This is a genomic window from Johannesbaptistia floridana (assembly GCF_057440575.1).
Window position 1 is genome coordinate 1 of the sequence record NZ_JALKVM010000074.1, and the last position, 25,578, is coordinate 25,578.

The 25,578-nt window shown below is 36.3% G+C and carries 20 protein-coding genes; 8 read left to right on the top strand and 12 right to left on the bottom strand.

Annotated features, from left to right (window positions below; genetic code table 11):
* The coding region (locus MW688_RS05415; RefSeq protein WP_486734910.1) for a double zinc ribbon domain-containing protein at positions 1–521 on the bottom strand (521 nt) is incomplete at its 3' end.
* Positions 522–885: 364 nt separating this feature from the next.
* Between MW688_RS05415 and psbM the strand changes: the two genes are divergently transcribed.
* The gene (gene psbM, locus MW688_RS05420; protein WP_486734911.1) at positions 886–996 is read left to right on the top strand and encodes a photosystem II reaction center protein PsbM; all 111 of its coding nucleotides are present in this window, start codon (positions 886–888) and stop codon (positions 994–996) included.
* Between the two features lie 194 nt (positions 997–1,190).
* Here the strand turns inward: psbM and MW688_RS05425 are convergent, their stop codons facing one another.
* The 3 genes from MW688_RS05425 to MW688_RS05435 form a co-directional block, all read right to left on the bottom strand.
* Positions 1,191–2,060, bottom strand: a complete 870-nt coding sequence (locus MW688_RS05425; RefSeq protein WP_486734912.1) for an aldose epimerase family protein — start codon at positions 2,058–2,060, stop codon at positions 1,191–1,193.
* Between the two features lie 360 nt (positions 2,061–2,420).
* Positions 2,421–2,762 (bottom strand): hypothetical protein, encoded by a 342-nt coding sequence (locus MW688_RS05430; protein WP_486734913.1) that lies wholly within the window; start codon positions 2,760–2,762, stop codon positions 2,421–2,423.
* 231 nt (positions 2,763–2,993) lie between these two features.
* Positions 2,994–4,886: a S9 family peptidase gene (locus MW688_RS05435; protein ID WP_486734914.1), complete on the bottom strand. Its 1,893-nt coding sequence runs from the start codon at positions 4,884–4,886 to the stop codon at positions 2,994–2,996.
* Between the two features lie 99 nt (positions 4,887–4,985).
* On the opposite strand from MW688_RS05435, the gene MW688_RS05440 reads away from it, so the two are divergent.
* Positions 4,986–5,267 (top strand): small RNA NsiR4-regulated ssr1528 family protein, encoded by a 282-nt coding sequence (locus MW688_RS05440; protein ID WP_486734915.1) that lies wholly within the window; start codon positions 4,986–4,988, stop codon positions 5,265–5,267.
* A gap of 80 nt (positions 5,268–5,347) precedes the next feature.
* On the opposite strand, the gene MW688_RS05445 is transcribed toward MW688_RS05440, so the two are convergent.
* A complete protein-coding gene (locus MW688_RS05445; RefSeq protein WP_486734916.1) occupies positions 5,348–5,662 on the bottom strand; it encodes a hypothetical protein in 315 nt (104 codons plus the stop codon).
* A 184-nt stretch (positions 5,663–5,846) separates the two neighbouring features.
* Here MW688_RS05445 and menB point away from each other — a divergent pair, with 184 nt between their 5' ends.
* Positions 5,847–6,680 carry a 1,4-dihydroxy-2-naphthoyl-CoA synthase gene (menB, locus tag MW688_RS05450; RefSeq protein WP_486734929.1) on the top strand — a complete coding sequence of 278 codons (834 nt, stop codon included), beginning with the start codon at positions 5,847–5,849 and terminating at the stop codon, positions 6,678–6,680.
* Between the two features lie 816 nt (positions 6,681–7,496).
* Positions 7,497–10,550: a beta strand repeat-containing protein gene (locus MW688_RS05455; protein ID WP_486734917.1), complete on the top strand. Its 3,054-nt coding sequence runs from the start codon at positions 7,497–7,499 to the stop codon at positions 10,548–10,550.
* A 739-nt stretch (positions 10,551–11,289) separates the two neighbouring features.
* Here the strand turns inward: MW688_RS05455 and MW688_RS05460 are convergent.
* Positions 11,290–11,760, bottom strand: coding sequence for a hypothetical protein (locus tag MW688_RS05460; protein WP_486734918.1), 471 nt, complete (start codon positions 11,758–11,760; stop codon positions 11,290–11,292).
* 173 nt (positions 11,761–11,933) lie between these two features.
* Here MW688_RS05460 and grrP point away from each other — a divergent pair, with 173 nt between their 5' ends.
* From grrP to grrM, 3 genes are read left to right on the top strand one after another with little or no spacing between them, the layout of a single operon-like run.
* Positions 11,934–12,836 (top strand): extracellular substrate binding-like orphan protein GrrP, encoded by a 903-nt coding sequence (grrP, locus tag MW688_RS05465; RefSeq protein ID WP_486734919.1) that lies wholly within the window; start codon positions 11,934–11,936, stop codon positions 12,834–12,836.
* A gap of 18 nt (positions 12,837–12,854) precedes the next feature.
* Positions 12,855–13,214: a GrrA/OscA1 family cyclophane-containing rSAM-modified RiPP gene (gene grrA, locus MW688_RS05470; RefSeq protein ID WP_486734920.1), complete on the top strand. Its 360-nt coding sequence runs from the start codon at positions 12,855–12,857 to the stop codon at positions 13,212–13,214.
* Positions 13,215–13,216: 2 nt separating this feature from the next.
* Entirely contained in the window at positions 13,217–14,359 is a 1,143-nt protein-coding gene (grrM, locus tag MW688_RS05475) for a cyclophane-forming radical SAM/SPASM peptide maturase GrrM/OscB (protein ID WP_486734921.1), read from the top strand.
* 645 nt (positions 14,360–15,004) lie between these two features.
* Here grrM and MW688_RS05480 read toward each other — a convergent pair.
* The 6 genes from MW688_RS05480 to MW688_RS05505 form a co-directional block, all read right to left on the bottom strand.
* Positions 15,005–15,145: a hypothetical protein gene (locus MW688_RS05480; RefSeq protein WP_486734922.1), complete on the bottom strand. Its 141-nt coding sequence runs from the start codon at positions 15,143–15,145 to the stop codon at positions 15,005–15,007.
* Positions 15,146–15,347: 202 nt separating this feature from the next.
* On the bottom strand, positions 15,348–15,962 hold the full coding sequence (locus MW688_RS05485; protein WP_486734923.1) for a DUF5989 family protein: 615 nt from the start codon (positions 15,960–15,962) through the stop codon (positions 15,348–15,350).
* Positions 15,955–17,790 carry a carbamoyltransferase family protein gene (locus MW688_RS05490; RefSeq protein ID WP_486734924.1) on the bottom strand — a complete coding sequence of 612 codons (1,836 nt, stop codon included), beginning with the start codon at positions 17,788–17,790 and terminating at the stop codon, positions 15,955–15,957. Before MW688_RS05490 ends, MW688_RS05485 begins: the two co-directional genes overlap by 8 nt.
* 17 nt (positions 17,791–17,807) lie before the next feature.
* The gene (locus MW688_RS05495; protein ID WP_486734925.1) at positions 17,808–19,343 is read right to left on the bottom strand and encodes an SGNH/GDSL hydrolase family protein; all 1,536 of its coding nucleotides are present in this window, start codon (positions 19,341–19,343) and stop codon (positions 17,808–17,810) included.
* A gap of 587 nt (positions 19,344–19,930) precedes the next feature.
* Positions 19,931–21,772 (bottom strand): WG repeat-containing protein, encoded by a 1,842-nt coding sequence (locus MW688_RS05500; RefSeq protein ID WP_486734926.1) that lies wholly within the window; start codon positions 21,770–21,772, stop codon positions 19,931–19,933.
* 115 nt (positions 21,773–21,887) lie between these two features.
* Positions 21,888–22,628 carry a Uma2 family endonuclease gene (locus tag MW688_RS05505; protein WP_486734927.1) on the bottom strand — a complete coding sequence of 247 codons (741 nt, stop codon included), beginning with the start codon at positions 22,626–22,628 and terminating at the stop codon, positions 21,888–21,890.
* Positions 22,629–23,013: 385 nt separating this feature from the next.
* On the opposite strand from MW688_RS05505, the gene MW688_RS05510 reads away from it, so the two are divergent.
* Positions 23,014–25,260 (top strand): FUSC family protein, encoded by a 2,247-nt coding sequence (locus tag MW688_RS05510; protein WP_486734928.1) that lies wholly within the window; start codon positions 23,014–23,016, stop codon positions 25,258–25,260.
* Positions 25,261–25,578 lie beyond the last annotated feature (318 nt).

The window sequence follows — 25,578 nt, forward strand, 5'->3', positions numbered from 1 at the left end:
TCTTCTCTATCTACCTCTTCTCTATCTACCTCTTCTCTATCTACCTCTTCTCTATCTACCTCTTCTCTATTTGACCCTTCTCTGATTACATTTTCTGGTTTTTGAGCTTCTAAATCATCTGTATCACTCATTGTGGAATAAATTTTGGGGGTTTTTGTTGGCCAATTAAAACTAGACAGTTTCAGAGGAATACAATCTAGGACTTTCCCTACAATTACACCTGTTTGAGAATTTGAAAATTCAGATAGTATGCGATAACGTTCGTTCTCATCTAAGTATTTCCCCTTAATTAATTGTTCCAAAATTAACTCGACAGTAGTATTCTGATTTTCATGCAATACCACAACTGCCCGGTTAATTTTGCCAGTAGTTGCTCCACAATTAGAACAATTTTCTTGAGCGAAGTTAACAAGTGTTTGACAATTAAAACAAGGTTGTTCAACCAGAGAGGTCCCGCATTTTTCACACAATGTACGATCTTCGGGATTTTCAAACTGACAATTGGGGCAAACTAGGACCATAGTAGAACTTTCTCCCTTCCTACAAATAGCTCAACTTTAGTAACTCTATTTTATTAAGTCAACCAAGGACTACTTAAATTAAGAGATCAGCAAAAATCCATCTCTTAGTGATTTCTATCTTAACTCATCTCTGAAAGCTTTATACAATAATCCCACACCTCAAAGCTTGACTTTATAGACATCTTGTTGAATTATATTGATTGTGATGAATTCATCCCTAGAAAAATTTTCCTTAACAAAATGTCACAAGCTTTGATTAAATCTTCCTTGTATAATTAAAGAGCTTGAAATTCAGTAACTTTTATTCAAGCAAAAATGATATTCTGTTATATAGTTAAATAAAGTTGTTAACAGGTGCCCTTTTATGCAAGTAAATGAACTAGGTTTTATTGCCACAATCCTCTTTGTACTAATTCCGACCGTTTTTCTCCTAATTTTATTTATTCAAACAGATTCAGGACAAAGAGAAAGATAGAGAGAAACATAGAGAGAAACATAGAGAGAAACATAGAGAGAAAGATAGAAAGAAAAATACAAAGAAAGATACAAAGAAAGATACAAAGAAAGATAGAAAAATAAAGAAAGAAACAGAAAAACAGACAGAGAAAAACGCAAATATAAACATAAAAATAGCCATTCCTCTTAAAGAAGTGGCTATTTTTTACAATTTTAGAGAGATTCTACTACCATAGAAATTTTAGTCTCAATAGTAGCACCAGGTTGAGCCACTAGAAGGTTTTTTCCTGTATTAAGAGCGTTGCGAGGTGAACTCCAAGGCTCTAAACAATAAAAATCCTTACCTTTTACGGTCCAAAAAACCAGAGTTTTATAGTTATCGTCATATCCTATGGTTAGTTTCAAATTACGCTCTAAATCTGTAACTGTAGATGTGTTCTTGGCTATATCTAGAAAAGCAATATCAATTTCTTCTAGGTCAAAATCTAACTCCCCAGTAAAACTTTGAATCTTAGTATCATTCTTACTTTGATATTGAGTGGCAGGAATATCTAATTTCAGTTGATTTTTATCTGGTACACAGAAGTAAGGATGAATACCTGTAGCAAAAGGCATTGGTTTATCGGAAAGATTGCGATGAGCATAAATTAATTCTAATTTATCACCTGTCAGTATATAGGTAAAATCCAACTCAAAATCAAAAGGATATACTTGACGAGTTTCTTCGCTACTTTTTAAAGTGAGAGTAATACTAGCTTTTTGGTCTGTGGAGGTTTCTTTTACTTGCCAAGGTAAATTACGAGCAAATCCATGTTGTTTTAGTTTATAAGTGTTTCCCTCATACTCGTAACTATCATCAACTAAATTGCCACAGATGGGAAAAAGCAGAGGAATTCCTCCCCTAACTGATAATTCTGGGTTAGTAAATCTTTCGTGATCTAAATAAAATATATCTAGATTTTGCCAACGCCATTGGGTGACGATTCCACCCTTTTCAGGAACTACTGTAATCTGAGACGATGATGTTTCATCCGAAAGTAAGTAGTTTTTATATTGAGAATCTGTCTGCTCGATTTGAAACATAAGTGAATTTTGAAAGAAATAAATTAACCTGAATAACTGAATTCAGTTAAAACAAATGTTATCATTATTAAGGCAAAAGGGAATAGGGAATAGGGAATAGGCAAGCTAGTAAGAGGCGATCGCTTTTTAGGCAATTTAAATTACGGAGGACTAAAGTCGCCCGTTCGGCTTTCCTCCCCGCACTAAAGTTACGGGGATTCCAGGCTTTCAATTACTTCTGTTGAAGCAATTTTCCCTAGCGCCGGAAGCGCTCTCTTCCCTCCGCTGTTCGTGAGTTAACGCTTCGCGTAGCGCTATAGCTTTTTATTTTTATGGCTTCTTGAACCATATAAACGTGCTGAAAATGCCCTTTAAACCAATCTACTCCTCAAAGATAACTTCAAACTCACTTCTGAGTTTATTGAGATTAGCGACTCTGGCAACAATTAAGTTTTCATTGCCTACTTTCTCAAATTCTCCCTTCCAGTATTCTATGATATCGGGATGTTTAAGCCAAAAATTCACTATGGTCTGAAATACATTATCCCAATTCCAGTCTGGTTTAGCATTAATTCTTTCGATAGATTTAATAAAGGCATCTAAGCTACATTGATCGCTACCTAGATAAGCTTTACTACGCTGAGGATTTTTTTCTTTTTTTTCTTGATGATAAAAAAATTCTAAAGTGGAAGCTATACCGATAATATCAAAAGTGTAGTACATGATTTTTTCTCAATTCTAGTTTTTAAAAACTATCTTAAGTGAGAATAAATTGGACTGTTGCTAAATTCTAAACAATTTAAAGGATGATTAGTTATATTTTTTACTATTTCTTATCTTGAAATTATCAGTCAAATATGTGAAACTCCCCTAGGAGTTAAAACTACACTAGGGGAGTTTTATTGTCAAATAATTATCCAAAATACTCTAGAGTTAAGAGCAAGCTATTTTTGATTATCTGATTTCACCAGAATGGCCGCTAATTTCCTTCATGGGTTCAAAACGTCCTCCCAGATATTTAGCTAAGAATTCTTCTGCTACAGCAAAGAAGTGTAATCTATTTTCAGGACGAGCAAATCCGTGTCCTTCGTCGGTATAGAGAACATATTCTACGGGTTTGCCTGCTTGACGCATTGCTGTAACAATTTGTTCACTTTCTGCTTCTTTGACTCGCGGATCATTGGCGCCTTGTCCAATTAACAAAGGTTTAGTAATCTTGTCTACAAAGAAAAGAGGGGATCGCGATTCTAAAAACTCTCTTTCGGTTTCTAAATTACCAACTCGGTATTGGAACATAGCCATCAAGGGTGCCCAATAGGGTGGTATACTTTCCATGAGAGTTATGAGATTACTCGGTCCTACTATATCAACTCCACAGGTAAAGACTTCAGGGGTGAAGGTTAGTCCGGCTAAGGTGGCATAACCCCCATAGGAACCTCCCATAATTGCTATGTTATCTGGTTGAGAGATACCTTGGTCAATGGTCCAGTTAACGGCGTCAATTAAGTCATTGTGCATAGAAGCACCCCATTGACGATTACCCGCGTTAACAAAGTCTTTTCCGTATCCTGTAGAGCCTCTAAAGTTTACTTGCAGTACAGCATATCCTCGATTTGCTAACCATTGTACGGTGGGAGAATAACCCCAGGTATCTCTTGCCCAAGGACCACCATGTACATATAAAACTGTAGGTAGAGGGGTTGATTGGTCTTTCGGTAAGCTGAGGTATCCATGGATAGTTAAACCGTCTCTGGCGGTATAACTAATGGGTTTCATGGACACTAGAGGCAAAGACTCTAATTTAGGTTGATTGCTAAAGAGTAGAGTGGTTTTTTTGGTTTTTCTCTCGTATAAGTAATAGTATACGGGGCCATCATCGGTTACATAGGATACTAGCCAATTTTCATCAGCGAGGTCACGACTACCAAGATCAAACTCTCCAGTACGTACTTTGGCTAGTGCTTCAAAATCTGCTTTGATATTAGGGTCTAGTATTTGCCATTCTTCTTTGTCTTTATAAAAAGACACTCCTTGAATATATCGTTCTGTAGGGTGAATTATTACTGAACTCACATCATATTGGTCGTCGGCAGCGATTACTGTTTCAGCTTTGGTTTGTAAATCTAGGGCAATTAAGCGCTCGGCATTAGCATCATGGGAACCGATTATATATAAAGTTTGATGATCTTTTGAGAAGCTAACGATACCCCCTTGATCATCTGGTCCCCAAACCCGTAAACTTTGCCAAGGACTAGTAGTAGTCTCTCGGTAAAGTAATTCTGAACCTCCATCGGCTGTGGCTGCCGTTGCACCTCTAATTTCAAAATTACTATCTGCGGTCCAGCTTACTATATTTCCGGGGTTTTCTGTATCTAATTCTACGGCACCATTATTGAGATTAATGCGGTAAACATCAAATACTTGGGGATTATTTAGGTTTAATCCTACTAAAATCTCGTCGGGAAAAGCATGGTCTAAATCAACTATTTGGGCTTTAACTCCTTGGAATGGGGTTAAATCTCTGACTTGTTTGGTTTTTACATCTACTTGGTATAGATGGAAGTTTTCATCTCCGTCAGCATCTTGGATGTAGATTAGTTTTTCTGCTTGATAAGTCCAAAAATAGAAACGTATACCTCTTTTAGCGTCTTGGGTTAGTTTTTCTACTTCTGTTTCCCCAATCTTTTGCAACCAAACTTGTAAAACATTATTATCATCTGGAGCAATATAAGCTATATATTGAGCATCTCTTGATAATTTTGGACTACTCCTTTCTGGATTACCAAATAGTGTTTCTCTTGGTATTAAAGGCACAGTTGCTGTAGTAGGGTTAACGGTTGTGGTCATGTTTTAATTTTGTTGCTTTTTTATTTGACTAATAGTAGGGAAAATTTACTATTATACTTTCTAGTATAGTCAGTAACAAAATTTTAGTAATAGATAACTATGGCAGAAAATTTAGGTGCAGATGCAGTAGATGAGGCGATCGCCAAAGGTCTTGATTTAGATGGTTCTCCCATTCCCGAGAACAGGCTTAAATTGTATCATCAAGTTATGGCCTTAGAGGGTAATCGTCAACGTAGTGGCGTTACTAATACTATGCGATCGCGCATTATTAGAATTGGTGCTAAACATTTACCTCTAGAAGAATTAAACCAGATGTTAATAGATGCCGATTTTGTTCCCCTCAAGGAGAAAGAAATTATTTTCTACTATCGATCTAAATAATATTTCTATATAATAGCTAAAACCTACCTCATCTTACTCAAATATTCAAGATGAGGTAGGTTTTGCAATAGGAGAATTAATCACTTGGCCAATATTGTGTTACCCCTCCATTTCAAGGGAGCTCTTTTTACTTGCTGTTTTCTCTCTAATTCTTCTTGAGCAATCAACTGAGAATTAGAACTATCAACACTCAATAATCCCTTTTTCCAGTCTTCGCGCCATTTTATTCCTTGTTTCCAAGCGCGATATTTACTAACATTCCAACGGGGATTAGCTGGATAACCGGCAAAACCAGAACGTAGGGCAGAATGGTTTTCTTGAGTTATATGGGTATAAATCCAGATTTTTCCCTGTAATTCTACTGCTTGCGGGTTATTTTGAATTAATTTAGCCATAGAATTTCCCCCCTTTTGCTAACTATTTATTTTTTATGGTTCTACTCTAACCTTACCACAAATTATTAAATTTTGTTAAAAGTACGGGTTTTGCCTCAAATAAATTATGCCTAAAAATTAACGAAGAAGAGAAGGCCAAGAGATGGTAATCTGTACTGGTAAGAAAAAATTTAGCATGACTTATATGACAGAAACTTGGCAAGATGTCAAAACCTACGAAGATATTATTTACCAAAAAAGAGATGGTATTGCTAAAATTACCATCAATCGCCCCGACAAACGAAATGCTTTTCGTCCTAAAACAGTATTTGAGATGTATGAAGCCTTTTGTGATGTTCGCGAAGATAGTAAAATTGGTGTAGTTTTACTAACAGGCGCAGGCCCTCATACAGATGGTAAATATGCTTTTTGTGCTGGGGGAGACCAAAGTATTCGCGGTAAAGCTGGTTATATAGATGATAGCGGTGTACCTCGTCTGAATGTGTTAGATTTACAGCGTTTAATTCGTTCTCTTCCTAAAGTAGTTATTGCTTTGGTAGCAGGCTATGCTATTGGCGGTGGTCACGTTTTGCATCTGATTTGTGACTTAACTATAGCGGCAGACAATGCTATTTTTGGACAGACCGGGCCAAAAGTAGGTAGTTTTGATGGTGGTTTTGGGGCGAGTTATTTAGCTAGAGTTGTTGGTCAAAAAAAAGCTCGGGAAATTTGGTTTCTCTGTCGTCAGTATAGCGCTCAACAGGCTTTAGATATGGGTTTAGTTAATTGTGTGGTGCCTGTGGAAGAACTTGAAGCTGAGGGCATACAATGGGCTGAAGAAATTTTAAGCAAAAGTCCTATTGCTATTCGTTGTCTCAAAGCTGCCTTTAATGCCGATTGTGATGGTCAAGCTGGATTACAAGAATTAGCAGGAAATGCTACTTTACTTTATTATATGACTGAAGAAGGCGCTGAAGGTAAACAGGCTTTTTTAGAAAAACGTCCTCCAGATTTTCGCGGCTATCCTTGGCTACCTTAACAATTAGTTACTTATAGCGTTTTTAAGTGTACTGAGAAAGGTTAACGAACAGCTCTCCCGTGTTTGCTTTTGATAAGCAGAACGGCTACTGGCTTAACTCATCTCAAGCACCAGTACTTATGTACTAAATTAACCTCAGAAAAAGTTCATTTCTCTTTCGCCTAAGAAAAGTAGCAAAGGTCAACCAATTTTGAAGCGCGATCGCATTAATTCTTTAACTCAAAACTTCTTTCACTTCAAGACTTCAAAACTCATTACTCATTACTTCAAAACTCATTACTCAACTCCAACCAGTAACATTAGGTAGAGATGCGAGGGTCTGAGGAGATGGGACTTTAAAAACAGGAACAAGGAGCAAAAAATGTACCTCACGCTTCTTGAAAATCGCTATATAGCTATAACTATAGCTAAAAAATTGGTGATTATTGTGGGTTGAAAAAAGGCCACTGGCTTCGCCAGCTTTGCCGAAGGCAGATCGCCATTGCTAGAAATCAATATAATAGAAAAAAAGGTTACAATAGGATAACTTAAAAACTGGTTCATTTGGAGTTAACGAATGCTTGTTGATTTAATTTGGAACAAATGCAAATATTTTTGAGGGGAGTTTTTATCACACCTATACTCTTTATTCATAATTTTATTTACAATTGATGATTGTGCTAAAACTAATATAGATGATTTTTCTTTTTGATGGTCACCTCAAACTCTAACTAATTAATTAGTTATATAATTAATTAAAAATTGGTAAATTTGAGAAAAAAATGCTCTTTTGAATAAAAATAAACTAAAAATTACGTTAATTAGAATAAAAAAATAATGGCTATATATACAGTAAGTAACCTTGACAATTCAGGGAGTAATAGTTTAAGAGATTTGATTAACAGAGCTAACACAGGGATAGGTCGAGATATAATTACTTTTGATTCATCTCTGAATAATGGCACAATTTCTCTGGAAACAGGTTCTTTAGTAGTAACTGATGAGTTGACTATAGATGCTTCGAGTTTAACCAAGGGAATAACAATTGAGGGTAATAATACTTTTAGGTTATTCAATATAACAAATGGCCGTTTTACCATAGATAATTTGACTCTCACGGGAGGAAGCGCAAGTAACAGTGGTGGTGCAATTAATTCTCAGAATGATGTGTTTGTTAATAACTCGACTATCTCAGGCAACTCGGCAAGTTTGCGCGGAGGTGGCATTTATTCAAGGGTTAATATAAATGTAACTAATTCTACTATTTCTGGGAACTCTGCAAGTTACCAGGGAGACTCCTCCTTAATTGTTCGACGCAGTTTAGGCGGAGGTATTTTTTCAAACGACAAAACAAAGATAACTGATTCGACTATCTCAGGCAACTATGCAAGTTTCGGCGGAGGCATTTTTTCTAGAACTACAAATGTAATCAATTCGACTATCTCAGGGAACTCGGCAAATGACGACGGCGGCTTGAATACACCTAACGGCGGAGGCGGCATTTTGTCAAGGGAAAAAACAACGATAACTAATTCGACTGTCTCTGGGAACTATTCAAATGATTACGGCGGAGGTATAGCATCTGCAAATACAGTTGTAACCGATTCAACTATCTCAGGGAACTCGGCACTTTTCGACGGTGGAGGTATTGATTCAGCAAATAATACCTACATAGCCAATTCGACTATTTCTGATAACTCGGCAATTTCAGGGGGCGGCATCAACTCTCGCGGGACACGTGTAATCAATTCAACTATTTCTGGCAACTCGGCAATTGACCGCTCCGGGAGTCAAATTTATGCAGATAACTTCGGCGGAGGCATTTTTTCAACTGGGAATACTAGTGTAATTAATTCAACTATATTTGGCAACTTGGCAATTGACGGAGGCGACATAAATAAGGATTCAGTCGCAGGCGGCATTTTTTCGGGAAACAGTACAGCTGTAATCAGTTCAACTGTATTTGGCAACGTTGCCACGGAATACGGCGGAGGCATCTACTCAAATCAAGATACAGAGGTAACTAATTCAATTATCGCTGGCAACTCGGCAATGTCAGGGGGAGGAATTGATTCACGTTTTGGGACAAACAACCTTAACAATAATATCATCGCCGGCAACAGAGCTAATTCTAACCCCAATATAGGAGGTACGATTGGTCAAAATAACAAGAATATTATCGCCCCTTCGTCAACTGGTATTATAGAAGCGACCCTAGCAGATAATGGTGGAGAGACTAAAACTCTAGCTTTAATTCCTGGGAGTCCAGCTATTGATAAGGGGGACAATAGTTTAGCAGTAGATTTTAATGGCGATCGCCTAACTACTGACCAAAGAGGGTTATCAAGGTTTGTGGATACAGTGGATATTGGGGCTTTTGAGCTACAATCAACCCCTACTCCAGGAATAATTAACTTCGATAACGCTATTTACACAGTAAACGAAGATGGTACCGCCAGTACGGTTATTACTTTAGTCAGAATAGAAGGTAGTGATGGAAGTGTAAACATTACCGTTAGGCCCAGGAATGGCACAGCTATAGCACCAAATGATTATGATAACACTCCAATAGTGGTAAGCTTTGCTGATGGTCAAACTAGTAAAACTATCATTATTCCTATTGTTGATGATAGGGATGTAGAATCAGATGAAACTATCAATCTAGCTCTTTCTAATCCAACCAATGGTGCTAGTGTAGGGAGTCAAGGGACTTCACTCCTCACCATCCTAGACAACGATGAACCTCCACCAACGCCGGGCATTATTGCAGGAACAGCCACGAAAGATATCCTAATAGGTACTAGTGATGATGAAATCATTAGAGGCAATCAAGGGCATGATGTGATAAGAGGTGAAGGAGGAGATGATTTACTAGATGGAGGACCAGGAAGCGATCGCCTGTTAGGTGGAGGTGGCGCCGATACCTTTATGGTCTTATCCGGTGAGGGTAAAGATATCATCAATGACTTTGTTAGGGGTGAAGACCTCTTGAGCAGTGATCTCGATTTTGCTGACCTAAACATTTTTGTACGGAATGGCAATATTGATATTGCACACAATAAGAAAATTTTCGCGGTCCTGAAAAATACTACTGAGTTTACTCAATCTGATTATATCCTCAATAAGCAATCAATCATTGAAGGAACATCCAACAAAGATACCTTAACAGGTACTAGTGATGATGAAATCATTAGAGGCAATCAAGGGCATGATGTGATAAGAGGTGAAGGAGGAGATGATTTACTAGATGGAGGACCAGGAAGCGATCGCCTGTTAGGTGGAGGTGGCGCCGATACCTTTATGGTCTTATCCGGTGAGGGTAAAGATATCATCAATGACTTTGTTAGGGGTGAAGACCTCTTTAGCAGTGATCTCGATTTTGCTGACCTAAACATTTTTGTACGGAATGGCGATATCAATATTGCAGACAATAATACTAATAGTATTTTAGCTGTGGTTAAAAACACTACTGAATTTACTCAATCTGATTATATCCTCAATAACTCATCAATCATTGAAGGAACATCCAACAAAGATACCTTAACAGGTACTAGTGATGATGAAATCATTAGAGGCAATCAAGGGCATGATGTGATAAGAGGTGAAGGAGGAGATGATTTACTAGATGGAGGACCAGGAAGCGATCGCCTGTTAGGTGGAGGTGGCGCCGATACCTTTATGGTCTTATCCGGTGAGGGTAAAGATATCATCAATGACTTTGTTCGGGGTGAAGACCTCTTTAGCAGTGATCTCGATTTTGCTGACCTAAATATTTTTGTCCGTAATGGCGATATCAATATTGCAGACAATAATACTAATAGTATTTTCGCCGTTCTGAAAAATACTACTGAATTTACTCAATCCGATTATCTTCTTGGGGGCGATATGTAAAGAAAATAGGAGTTAGACCTTGTAGATTTGTACTATTTTTGGGGCAGGGCTGTTTTATGCTAAAATTTTGTCGTAAGCTAGAAGCTGAACACCACAAAAGTTGACGCTCTTTTTAGCTATTATTAGAAAAAAGGGGATTTATTATTAGCAAAAAATCCCCTCTTCCCGCTCCGGTGCTTCTCCTCACCATTTTCTTTGTCAAGAACAAAACAGCCCTGCTATTTAGGCTATCCTTTATAAACATCTTTCTTAACATAAAACTTGACAAAAACACCAACTTGTGATTATGTGCTTTTTCAGATTTTGTTTAAGAAAATAATGTATAGTAATATACATTTTATCCACAACTTAAGTAATTTTACTGAAAATCCCTCTCCGCGAGAGAAAACCTGCTCAAAATTGCCAGCCTTTACCAGTTAATGGTTTGGGGTCACAAATAACTTATGAAGTGGCGGAGAGCGCCTCCCAATAACTCAAGATTATTGACCACAAAACAGCCTCTCTTGGCGCTCTCCGCTTTCGCTGGCAATTTTGAGTAAGTTTATTGCACCCCTGCTCCCGTGCTACAGTGCTCCCTGCTATACAAGGGTTTGGTGAGTTGCTTATAAAGCATAGCTATTTAGGGGGGGAATGGCTTCTTGGATGTGTAGGCGATCGCACTCAAGAGAATTTCCCATCCAATACAAGAATAAGTCTTTTTCTAAGGTTAGACATAGTTAAGTAGAACTAAATCACAAAATTAAGCTAGATCTGGAGGAATATTTTTAGATTTAAATTGTTGTAATTGCCCTTGCAACAATTGAAACAAAGTACTCTTAGCAATTTCCTTCCCCTTATCTAAATTGCCTGGTGTATCCATAAAGATAATACTGTCTACAGGTTTTAGAGCAAACAACTGAAACAAAAGATGAGTTACTGGTATAGATACAGGAGAAACCGACTCATTATACAATCCCTGCATTTCTATAGCGTCAGCTAGAGTACTAAAAGCATAAATAACTTTTTTTTCTGATTCTGGTTGATTTCGATGTCTTAATGTGGTAATCAACCAATTGAGTTGGGCATTTTGACAGATAAAATAATCAAGATGGTCTAAATTACTAGTTAATTCTCTCAGTATGGGGGTGACTCCTTGCTGCATAATCTCGGGAGGGAAACCATATTCTGGTGCTTCCTTGATTAAAACGGCAAGTTGTGCTTCTATCGTCATAATTAATAGTAGATAAGATATGATTTTATAAAACTTAGCTTTTTCACCATAATATATTTCTAGTGAGAATGCTTTTCTCTTTCTAATTATACATCAGACTGAAAGTAAGATTTTATGATAAGATAATTTGACTAGTTTATTTAACCTGATTAAAAATATAAATATTAAAATAAATGAGTAAAAAACTTTTACTGGGAATCTTAAGCATTTTAGCTATCTTAGGAATCTCAACTCCTACCAAAGCTGATACAGTTATAGAAAAAGTAGCTACAACAGGAGTATTAACAGTAGGCACAAGGGTTGATTTAATTCCCTATTCTTATATAGATGACCAGGAACAATTAGTAGGATACTCTATAGATGTACTAAAATTAATAAAAACTGAACTAGAAGAGAAACTCGGGAAAGAACTGACAGTACAAGTAATAGTAATAGAAGATTTTGCCGAAACAATTCCCTCTCTCAGAAGTAGACAAATAGATATTTTTTGCACTGTGGGTTTTACCTGGGATAGAGACCAATTTGCCGACTTTTCTGTGAGTTATAGTGTTTCTGGCATCAGTTTATTAGTTAAACAGGATAGTAATTTAGGGGCTCCAGAAACTTTGGTAAATCAAAACATTGCTGTAGCAAAGTATACGATAAGTGAAGAAACAATGAAATCCATAGCACCAAATGCTACTTTAGTTCCGGTGGGAAATGTAGAAGAAGCCTTTCAAGCATTAGATGAAGGTAGAGTTGATGCGATCGCTGGAGATAGGATAATTCTAGAAGGAGTTAGTCAAAGATTAGATCCAGATGCCTATAAATTGGTACCAGAAAAACCCTATGCTATGTATGGTTTAGGCTGTATGGTACCTCAGAATAACTCTAACTTTTTGAATGTGGTCAATTATGCCATTGTTAAACTAATGCAGGGTTATGTGATTGGAGACCCCACCTCCGTTGAAACTGTAGGGCGCTGGTTAGGACCAGAAGGGATTATTGAAATAGAACAAGATCAAATCAAAGATTTCTTTAACCAGATTATTCTCACTCACGAACAAATACCCTTATCATTTGAAGAACAAGAATAAAAACTATTAAATAAAACTATGAACAATAAAAAAAGGATAAGCCTAGTGGGATTTCTACTCACCCTATCTGCCCTCAATGCTTCTGCCACTAATGCCACTACTAATCAACAACACACCAATCCTTCTCATCAATTGAGTATAGAGCAACGTATAAACAAAATTAACGCCAATATCAAAAACAAGGAAAATCAATTACCTCAATCCAAAGAAGCCAAACCAGAGCAAACTCTGGCTTTGGGTTGGGGAGATGGAGGTAATCGAGGATGGGTCAATGGTAGACGTGGTGGATGGGCTGATGGTCATGGTGGTGGCTTTGTTAATAGGAGACCTTGGCGTAATGGTTGGGTAGATGGTGGCTCTTTCTGGAATCGATATTAATTATGAGTATAGATATTTCTAAATTTGGTCCTATTAATCTAGTCGTAATTCAGTCAACATCATTTTGTAATCTAGATTGTGATTACTGTTACTTACCAAATCGTCATCTCAAAAAACAACTATCTCTAGATTTAATTGAACCTATTTTTAAAAATATTTTTACCAGTCCCTTTTTTAATCAAGACTTGACAGTATGTTGGCATGCAGGGGAACCTTTGGCAGTTCCTATTAGTTTTTATGAACAAGCTTTTGAGCTAATTAATCAAACAAGTGATAAATTTAATAAAACCGAGTATTCAATTATCCATTCTATACAAACTAACGGTATCTTCATAAATCAAGATTGGTGTGATTTTTTTAGAGAACATCAAGTTCATCTGGGAGTTAGTATAGATGGTCCTGATTTTATTCATAATGCCCACCGCCAAACTAAGACAGGGATAGGCAGTCATGCTGCTACCATGAGAGGAATTTCTTATTTACAAAAAAATAATATACCTGTGAGTATTATAGCCGTGATTACGGCTGATTCTCTAGACTATCCTGAGGAAATTTTTCATTTTTTTCTAGAAAACGGGATAACTGACATAGGCTTTAATATGGAGGAAGTTGAGGGAATTAATCAAAGCTCATCTCTAAACAAACAGGGATTAGAAAAACGATACCGGGATTTTATGTCAAGATTTTGGCAATTAACTGTTGAAAGTGATGGAGAGATACAGGTAAGAGAATTTGAAACAATTTGCGGCCTAGTTTATACTAATGAACGTCTAACTAATACTGACATGAATAAACCTTTTGTGATTGTTAGTATAGATAATCAAGGTAACTTTTCTACCTTTGACCCAGAATTATTGTCCGTCAAAACTGACTTGTATGGTGATTTCATCCTAGGAAACATTTTAGAGAATAGTTTTGAATCTGTATGTTATACAGAAAAGTTTGCCAAAATTTACCAAGACATGACAGCAGGAATTAATTTATGCCGTCAAAACTGTGATTATTTTGGTGTTTGTGGTGGAGGTGCAGGTAGTAATAAATATTGGGAAAATGGCACATTAAATTCTCAAGAAACTATGGCTTGTAAATATAGAATTCAAGTAATCACAGATATTGTCTTAAAAGAGTTGGAAAATTGCTTTTAAGATTCCCAGCTTACTCAAAATTGCCAGCCTTGCTCCAGACTGGAGTTTAGACTAAACGTCTATTTTCACTTATCTCATATCAAAGCACCAAAACAAAAGTACAGAAATTGGCCGACAGGTGAGAGGGGGGAGAGGGGGAGCAGGGAGCAGGGAGCAGGGAGAGGGTTTTTAAGGATTTGCATCAATATTTAATTATATAATTAATTAAACATTAATGTTGGGTTTCGTGCCTCAACCCAACCTACAAAATCTAGTCTGAATACGCCTTTAGGGTCAATCAATTTTTAAGCGCGATCGCATTAATTCTCTTACTCATTACTCATTACTCATTACTTATTACTTCAAAACTCAACCCTCACCAGTAACATTAGGTAAAGATGCAAGATCTGAGCTTATGGCGATCGCTTAATTATAGCAAGCTCGCAAATAGATGTTTACAGTTATTATGAAAAGCCCCCCGAGTTTGCGGGGGGTTGGGGGGAAAAGTTTATCTAAATATTGTTAACACTACAACGCTCATTGCTATATTTCCTATTAAGAAATCAAAATTTTTCTCAAATCTCCTAAATGACCTCCCAATTAAAGGTTTAGCGATCGCGCTTATTAGTCATTATACTTCATAAGTAATTGTACTTAGAGCTAAGATTAATCCCCTAAAAACCGGAACAAAGTTTGATAATCTGTAACATCATGCCAAGGAGAAACAAAAATAAACCTATTGTATTTGTTAATAGCGGTAGAAATAATATTTTGTATCCTTGATGTAGCTTTTGATTGATTAGTCATGTTTCAATCCTGTTTCTCTAATGAGCTTAATTTCTAGTCCATGATGATATAGCAATTCCCATTCTTGTGAGGTACAAAGGTTATCCTTTTGAGGCACCGAGGCAGGAGTTAGGTACAACCTCATAAGTCCTTTGAAATGCAATAAGATTTATCAACCTCTAGCAACAATTTTTCATAAATACTAACTTAGAAAAGGCTATATCTAGAACAAGGTATAGATAAATGGAGCTAAACTTGAAGTCTGGACAAAAAACATGATTAATCCTAGTGTCAACATCAATATAAGTATAGGAATAAACACATAATGTCCATTACGTATGAAATAAGATATTACTGTAATTGGCTGTAGAATTAGAGGAAGTTTTTGAGCATTTTTATTAACAAGCTTCAGGTCTTCTTTTAATTCTTTTTTTATCCATCCTTCTACTTTTAAATTACATTTATTTTCCCAACTATAAAAAGGTTCAACGCCTTTAGATGATTGTAAAAATAAACCGACTGGCATTATTAACATAAAGTAACTCATAATTAGAATTAGAGAAAATACCGTTTCACCTATTTTTTGAGTTACTAGGCGAAATAACTTTTCAACTCCTGCAATTGATGTGGGAAGTGCTATTGATAAAAAAATTATCACAATGCCCACTATGCTCATAATTTGCCATAATTTATCACTAAAATTAACCACAAATAAATATTTAAACATACTGAACAAAGTAATTAGCAAGCCTAAGACAAACCCAAAAGTCATGAGTTGCTTCAGACGAGATATTTTTTCTCTTTGTCGTACTCGGCGGATATAGGTAAAGTTAGTCAAGTTCAAATCTCCTTAGCCATTGGGCTCTTTCTTCATCAGTTAAAGGTTGTTGTTGCTGTTTTTCCCTGTCAAAGAAACGATTACCAATTACAAGATAATCTATTTCAGTGGCCATAAAGCATCTATAGGCGTCTTCTGCTGTATTCACAATAGGTTCTCCTCGTACATTAAAAGAGGTGTTGACAACCACGGAACACCCTGTCAGATGTTTAAATTTAGTGAGTATTTTGTGCATAAAAGGATTCCTTTCTTTATCTATGGTTTGAATTCTAGCTGAATAGTCAATATGAGTTACTGCGGGAATATGAGAACGTGGTACTTTCAGTAAATCTATTCCAAACAAATTATTGTCAGCTACGGGAATTCTCTGCTTTTCTGTAACTGGATATGCTAAGAGCATATAGGGACTTTCTTGGGGAATATCAAAGTATTTAGTAGCATCTTCTGCTAAAACCATAGGCGCAAAAGGACGGAAACTTTCTCTAAACTTAATCTTAAGATTCATGTGACTCTGCATTTGAGGAGAACGAGCATCGCCAAGAATCGACCTTGCACCCAAAGCACGAGGACCATATTCCATTCTGCCTCTAGCTATAGCTACAACTTTACCTTCAGCTATTTTAGCAGCAATTAATTCTTGTAGAGCATCATCTGTTAAACTCTCCCAGTTACCACCTAGAGTCTTAAGAATACTGTCATCATCAACGGATTCTGGAGCAATTTCTGGACCGAGAAAAGACCCCTGCATACTATCTGGTTTATCTACAATACGTTTATTACCTAATTTTGCATACCACATCCATAGTGCAGAACCTAAGGCACCTCCAGCATCTCCTGAGGCAGGTTGAATCCATAACTGATTGAATAAACCCGTTTTGGAAAGTTTACCCATAGAAACAACATTCAAAGCTACACCACCTGCTAAAACAATATTCTTTAATCCTGTTTTCTCATAAGCATATTTCCCCATGAGTAAAACAGCTTGGTTTAAAACCTCTTGGATACTAGCGGCTATATCCATTTCTTTTTGAGTGATTAAAGACTCGGGTTGGCGTGGAGGGGAACCAAATAATTGATTAAATCTTTTATTAGTCATGGTTAAACCATTAACATAGTTAAAATAGTTTTGATTTAAAATAATCGAACCATCACTATTGAGTTTGATTAACTTGTTGAGAATGATATCTACATATTTCGGTTCTCCATAGGGAGCTAATCCCATGAGTTTATATTCACCACTATTAATTTTAAAGCCTGTGTAATAAGTAAAAGCAGAATAGAGTAAGCCAAAAGAGTTGGGGAATCTAATTTCTTCTAAAAGTTCTATCTGATTATTTCTGCCTATACCTAAAGTAGTGGTTGACCATTCTCCCACACCATCAATGGTTAAAATTACCGCTTCTTCAAAAGGAGAAGGATAAAAAGCGCTACAAGCATGAGAAAGGTGGTGGTCATTAACATAAATCCGTTTTTTTATTCCCATTTCTCGTGCAATTTCATCTTCTAGCCACAGTTTTTGAGTTAACCACGATGGCATGGCTTTTAAAAAACTTCGTAAACTTTTAGGTGCATTGAGATGATAAGTTGTTAATAATCTTTCAAATTTATTTAAAGGATTCTCATAAAAAACCACATAGTCTAACTCATCTTCTTTGATTTGGGCTTGTTCTAAACAATAATTAATGGCATGATGGGGAAAAGATGAATCGCCTTTGTTTCTAGTAAATCTCTCTTCTTGTACAGCAGCAAGAATCTTACCATCTTCTACTATAGCAGCAGCAGAATCATGATAATATGCAGAAATTCCTAAAATACGAGTTTTATTCATAGTTTTGTCAAGGTTTTTCAATTAATATTATTACTAATAATAGTCATAGTGAGCTCTCCCTCAGAATTAACAAAATTAGCAGATATTCTAATAGTATTTACTGATTGAGCTAAGGTTTCATTTTCTAGATTCCAAGATAGTGATTGTCCTTCTTTTTCTCCTAAAGAATATATACTGTGGTCATCGTATCCAAGTTCTGGATTAACCGAGGTATAATCAATAATCGCTTTCTGTAAACCAGTTCCTGTTAAACGAATTTCTTGAATATTCACAGGATTTTCTAAGTTAAATTGAACATAATTTCTTTTGACTGGCATATATGGCATTGATGCTTCTGATTGAGGGTATTTAAATCTATACACTCCCGGTGATTCAGGAAAAACTTCTAGGAGAGGAGATGGGGGCATCCAATCGTTTATTTTTACCTCATGCTCAATTTTATTTAAGTCTTTTTTACCTAGGGTTTCTGGATAGTTTTTTTCAATATAATCTAATGCTTTTACTGCATAAAAATGGGTACTGATATTACCCGGATGACCATCTGCGGGATTGATTCCCCAGCTTAGATTATTACCCAAAATCTGATTACTCGGATACTCAGCCACAAATTCATCTAAAATATTGTAAAAAGGTATTTGATTAGACTCAAATACAGGTTGAACTTGAGCATAATGACTTTTAAATGTCTCTTCTGATGGACTATTTGGTAAAGTTATCACAAAACTAGGAATTTTTAAGGTTTTTTTCCATTCTCCTAGTTCTTTGACAGTCTGTTGATACTTTTCCCAATTTTTTCCTTCTAAAAGTTTAAGGGACCAGGTATCGTATTCGTAACCATTCTCTTCGCTTTGCAAGGTTTCAACTAGTTTTTTTCTCCGAGTATCAACTAGTTGTCCCATTAATTTAGGAAAGAAATTTTTATATTCTAAATTATGGAGTGAAGAAATAACTTGATCTTGAGCTAATATATGATCTTGAAATTGTTTAACTATTCTTTCGTCAGGATCATTGGTCACATATCCCCAAATCATCAAGTCTGGTTGATACTTTTCCACAAGATTTAAGTATTTAGCAGCCTTGAACTGTTCCCTGGTGGAAGCTCCACGATGACCTGCGGCTATCACTTCAACTTGATAATATCCCCTGCTATTGAGCTCTCTTTGTAATTGTCGCCACCAAAGATCATTCATGTTATTGGTTCCATAACCCCACACAAAAGAATCTCCCATAACTAAAATACGTTTAGCTTTAGTTTTTTCCTCTTTAACCGGAAATCCTTTTGAGTGCCAAATCCAGTTAGAATCAGCCGATGGTATCCAATCACTAGTCTCATCATATAATCCATCTGCTAGATTCTTGTTTTTGTTGTTGTAATCAATTTTGGTTGTTTCTCTTTGCCAGTTTTGAGAAACAATTTGAGATTCTTGTTCTAAATTAGGTAGTACTTGTTTTTCTAAAAATACTAAGATTATTAATGCTAATAAAATTGAAATAATAACTATCCTAAAACTATAGAACGGCAGCGGAAATAGTTTTTTAGAAAGAATTTTCATTGTTTATTTTTTTAGTTAACTCTTATTTATTTAATAATAAATAGAGAATTTTAAATACTAATATCATTTCCCTAAAAAAATCCGATAAATATAAGGAAAGGAAGGAACAGCGGAGGGAAGAGAGCGCTTCCGGCGCACTGGGTAGCCCACCAAGACGGAAACAGTATACATAGCAAGGTTTTCTCCCTGTAGCATTAATAATTGACTACATATCGACTTTTAGCATTTTTTAATCAATTTGATATAATTTAATCAGATTTATTATCTATATATCGTTTAGTATAACCAGAAATTTATTTTTCTAGTAAAAGTTTAAACTAAATCTGTAACAAAAATTTACACAAATAATGTTTACAAATGTATTAAAATTAGTTTTTGCTCATACCGGGTCAGGTAGTCATACTAAATCCGCTGATTATAGCAATTCCAAAGCAAGTGAGGTACATTTTCTATTCCCTGTTTTGGTGTTCCCTGTTCCGGTGTTCCCCGTTCCTTCCTCAATCCGTTAACCTGTGTACCTCAGTAGACTAAAAAACGCCATAAATGGTATTTATAAACTTTTCCCGAGAAAAAACTCTATATTTGAGTTAATAAACAAATTCTCCTCTTTTGTTAATATAGCGACATTGTCCTCCTAAAATAACCTCAGCAATATTATCAGTAAAAGCCGCAGCAAAATCAAAGCGAGGCGCAATTATCATTTGACCCAACTTATTAATATAACCCCAGTAATTGTTTTTTTTAACTGCTGCTAAACCTTCAGCAAAACTATCTGCCCAATCAAATTGAGGTTCAATTGCTACTGTACCAAGCTTATTAATGTAACCCCATTTTTGTCCAGTGACTAATAAACCTAAAAATTTAGTTTCTATCAAAACTGGTGCTAAACCTTCGGAGAAATCTAAAGCATCTAAATATTGAGGCTGAATAACTAGTTTACCTAGTTTATCGATATAGCCCCAAAATTGATTAATTTCCACCGCGGCTAAATCTCCTGAGAAATCCCGTGCATTATCCCGGGGAGGTATAACTACTTTGCCTTGAGGATTGATATACCCCCATTTGGTATTAAACTTAACTCGGGCCAGTCCTGATTTAAAATTACCAGCTTCTTCAAACTGAGGTTCAATCATGATCACTCCTTCAGTATTGATATATCCCCACAAAAATCCTACACGCACTAAAGCTAAACCTTCCGAAAAGCTGAAAGCTTGGTTAAATTGCGGTTCAATTACTATCTTGCCTTGGTAGTTGATATAACCCCATTTAGCTTGTAACCAATACCATTTAGAATATTTAAAAGCTGCCAACCCAGCAGCAAAATCAGAAACAGCTTCAAATTGAGGTGCAATTCGCAATTTACCTTGGAAATCAATAAAACCCCAATGACGTCCACGTTTAACCGCGGCTAATCCATCGGGAGAAAAACCCCTAGCTTGGCTGAATTGTAAACTGATTACCATTTTACCTTCCTTGTCGATATAGCCAAAACGTTTATCGATTTCTACTAGGCGAGGTAGAGTTTTTGGTAAATTTGGTGGAGGTTGATTATTAAGTAAGTTTAGAGATTCTAAGACTTCTTGAGCAGAACCATAACGTTTTTTAGTAGCCATTGCTACCATTTTTTTGAGAATATTTACTAATTCTGAACTTAGGGGGGTGGTTAGATAGTCTTGCCACACCCAATCATTTTCGCTGTGGTCAAATAGTTCTAAGGGTTCTATTTGCAGTAATAAATGTATACAAGTTACACCTAAGCTATAGATATCACTGCTAAAATTAGCTTTGCCCATAGCCTGCTCCGGTGCTGTATATCCGGGAGTTCCAATAATAGTACCTGTTTTGGCTAAAACGTTGCTATTAGCTAGTTTAGAGGCTCCAAAGTCAACTAAAACAAATTGCCCGTCTTGACTGCGTCTAATGATATTTTCTGGCTTGATATCTCTGTGAATGACTTTGTAACTATGAACAAAATCTAGTACTGGTAAGAGACTTTTTAAGAGTTCTAGAATCGCTTCTTCAGAAAATGGTCCTTCTTTTTCTAATTCTTGAGCTAAATTTTGACCATCTATATATTCTTGAATCAAGTAAAGACGTTTATTTTGTTCTACGTGAGCTAGTAATTGAGGAATTTGATTATGGTTTCCTAATTGATCTAATTGTTGTGCTTCTTGAGTAAATAATTCTGTAGCTTTGTCAATTTCTAAAGTACTTAGAGCTATAGGTAAGAATTGTTTAATTACACATACGGGTTGAGAGGGAATATCTTCGTCAATGCCTAAAAAGGTTTTACCAAATCCTCCCTGACCAATTAATTTGAGGGCGCGATAACGGCTTTTTAGTAGTAATTCTGTGCCGCAGTTTTGACAAAAACGGTTATTTTGTAGGTTTTGGGGCCTCTGACAATCTGGATTAAGGCAATAGCTCATAGACGGCGATCGCATTTATATATTTTCTTCTATTTTAGAAGATTGACAAGATTGAGTAAAAAGCAAAACTCCCCCATAGTCAACTTTGAGGGGAAGGGCGATCCCCTGATTACATTCATTCTTCAAAACCTAATTCTCGCAATTTTGCTAACAATTCTTCAGCCCGTTGCCTTTCTTGTTCTGCCCGTTGCCTTTCTTGTTCTGCCCGTTGCTTTTCTTGGGCTATTTGTTCTTTACCCCACAACAATAAATTTCCGGCTTCATCCCACCAGCGTAACCAGTAGCCGTCTCGATTTTCTTTTTCACCTTGCCATACTCCCAAAAATAAGCCCATTTCTGACAGCCAGTATCGATTTTGGGAGTCAGGAGTTTCTAGTTGGTAGGTAGTTGACTCTCTGAGGGTATAGAGTTCTAAATTCCCTGATTTTGGTTCAAAGATTCCGTAGTTAGGTACTTGTAGAATTTTCTCATAAAAGTAAAACTTGCCGGGAGGATATGTCTGCTTAGCGGAGTATTCTCCCCCATCTGTATCCGATAAAAATTCTAAGACTAGAACAGGCATAGAACCTTGTAGTCTAGGAGTATAGCTGCGGTATACTTGCTCGCGTTCTACGCTGATTTGGGGAATATATACCCAGTCAGGTGCTTTTACCACAATTTTGCCGTTAATAGTGGTACAAATTCCGTAGTTAGTAGCTGTTAAAGCATTACTAGGTAGAAGTCCTGCTAATTCTAGACTTTCAGTCAGGGCATTAGCGAGGGAAGGTTGATTAATATTATCCACAGGATCATCGGGAAGGATATAATCGTCTGGTAGTTTAGACCAAACTATCTCTACAGGTACAGTGGTGGTCATAATTCAGATGACTATTTGTTAGTTCAATACTTCTTAGTATACACTTTTTAGTGAACAAGTGTACTAGTTGAGATTTGGTACGGCGCGATCTCAAATCTTGCATCTATACCTAATGTTACTGGTAGTGGATGAGTTTTGAAGTTTTGAAGTTTTGAAGTAAGAAATAATGAGTTAAAGAATTAATGCGATCGCGCTTAAAAATTGATTCTCGCTTGTTGGCCTATTTAGTACTTTTGTTCTAGTGTAAGATCTCAGGCGATCGCTCTAGAGAGCGGTAGAAGTAATGTTTGATACAATTTACCCCTAAATGACGAAAGAGCGATTTTGTTAATAGTTTAATTGATTAAGCTATAAACAAAAGTAAAAATTGATAATATATAGTTGTATGTCAAGTAATCCATCCCGTCGCTTTCGCTTTTTGTTGCAACCTACTGGCAAACTAAGGATTGCTGCTGGTATACGTACTCTCATTTTATTTCTGGTGCCGATAATTATTGGGGAATTTACCTCTTATCCAGAAATAGGTTTATATATAGGTTTGGCTGGTTACCCGATTATTTTGGCCGATGTGGGGGGATTATATCTAACTCGTAGTCGCATGATGATGGCGATCGCTACTACTGCGGTGGCAGCCCTGTTTATCGGCACTTTAGTCAGTCATCTGCTTTATTTGAAAATTCTCCTTGCTTTTTTGTGGATATTTGCTTGTGGCTATGCTGGTTTTCAGGGTTATGCTGGGGTTATGGCGGGCATTGTTTCTGCCTTGTTTTTTATTTTTGCGCTCAATTTGCCCTCTGGCGGCTTCTGGTTAGCTACTATGCGGGCTAGTGTGGTTTTAGTCGGTTCAGCTTGGGCTATATTCCTTTCTTTAGTTATGTGGTCTGTAGCCCCTTATCAGCCTGTTAGAAAGGCAGTAGCTCAATGTTATGCCACTATTGCTAAATATAGTCGAGTTTTTGAGGAAAAATACTTTTTGGCAAAAAATTCCGATCAACTTCACAGTCAAAAGGTGGTGGAGTTGAGACAAACTGTTGAACAGGCTAGAGATGCTTTAGCTATTAATCGTCGTAGTAGATTGGGAAGAAGTACCATTGGTGAATTAGCTTGTATTTTACTTGAAACTGCTGATAATTTAATTACTGATATTTTTACCTTAATTGAGTTAGTAGAAGTTCATCATCGCTTCTCTCAATTTGTTACTGTTAATATTTTAATCAAAGATATACTCGAACAAATAAGCATAATTAATCACAATATAGCTCGTTTAATTGTCAATAAAAAAGCGGTGATTGAGTTAGGCTTTCTTGATAATTTAATTAAAGCTCTCAAACAACAAAAAGAATTACAGCAAAGTCAGAATATTCAATCTCCTGAAGATTATCCAGGGTTCGTAGCCTTAGGCAAATTAATTATTAAGTCAGAGAAAGTATTTAAGCATCTCGAATTTTCTACAGAAATAGCTTATCAAATTAAAAATAATTATCATCCTAAAAAGATTAAATTATCTCAAGAAAAAATTTACCAGAAATCAGAAGAATTAGCTTGGCTAGAAACTATTCAAGATAATTTTACGTTTAAATCAAGCTTATTTCGTCATAGCTTGCGCTTAGCTATTACTACTACTGTTGGTATAATTATCTATAGTGTTTTTAATATTCCTAAAGGTTTTTGGATAAGCTTAGCTACTATTTTAGTCTTGCAACCAGACTTTGGTAACACTTATCAGCGTTTCTGGCATAGAATCATTGGAACTATTTTAGGCGCTTTATTAGCTCCCTTGATTTTCTCATTTATCAAAGCAGAAATAATTTTACAGGCAATTAGTATTTTATCTATATCGATAGCTTTATCAGTGCTGCGGTTTCACAATGGCATAGGAGTATTTTTTATCTCAATATTTGTAATAATTTTAGAATCTCTCAATGAAAATATCGATATTTATGAAATTGTTTTGACTAGATTATTGTGGACTTGTTTAGGGGCAATATTAGCAGTGATAGGAGCGTTTGTTTTATTCCGCGATCGCCAACAGCAAAAGTTAGTATCAGACTTAGCTACTGCTATTGAGTGTAGTCTTGGTTATTTTTCAGAAGTGATGAATACCCATACAGAAATATCCCCACCATCTCCTGCATCTATTTCCCAACTACGGAAGCAGAACCGTTTAGCCTATTTTAATGCCCAAGCCTCTCTACAACGTTTAAGTAGTGAACCCCAAAGTAAAACCCTTCATATTGAACCAGCTATAGCCTTACTTAGTTATCTTCATTTGTTTACTCGTTCTGTCACTGTAGTATTCACTCAACTAGATAATCTGCCGTCAACTCCCCTTCCTCAAGAATTGACTAATTATATTAATCTCTTGGAATTCGTTTTAATTTCTTTGGTTGATTCTCTACGTAACAGTCACATACCATCAGAATTACCAGATTTAGACAGTCCCTTTGCTGAAATCTTGGCAAATTTCCCTGAAAAACAGTTAGTTACTTGTGGAGTTGATGGTTCAAATCAGCAGCATTTGAATAATTCTTGTTTAGAATATTATACTTTTTTAATTACTGAATTAGGAGCGATGAGTCAACGTATTCAAGGTATGCACTCAGCTATTACTCGTTTGGAAATAGCTATTTAGCAATTAAGAGTTTGTATCTAAACCTCTTAAACTCAGACCGCGAGAGAAAACCTGCTCAAAATTGCCAGCCTTTACCAGTTAATGGTTTGGGGTCACAAATAACTTGTGAAGTGGCGGAGAGCGCCTCCCAATAACTCAAGATTATTGACCACAAAACAGCCTCTAAGGCGCTCTCCGCTTTCGCTGGCAATTTTGAGTAAGTTTATTGCACCCCTCGCATCTTTACCCAAAGTTACTGGTGGAGGTTGAGTTTTGAAGTAATAAGTTTTGAAGTGAAAGAAGTTTTGAAGTAATGAGTTAAAGAATTAATGCTCAACG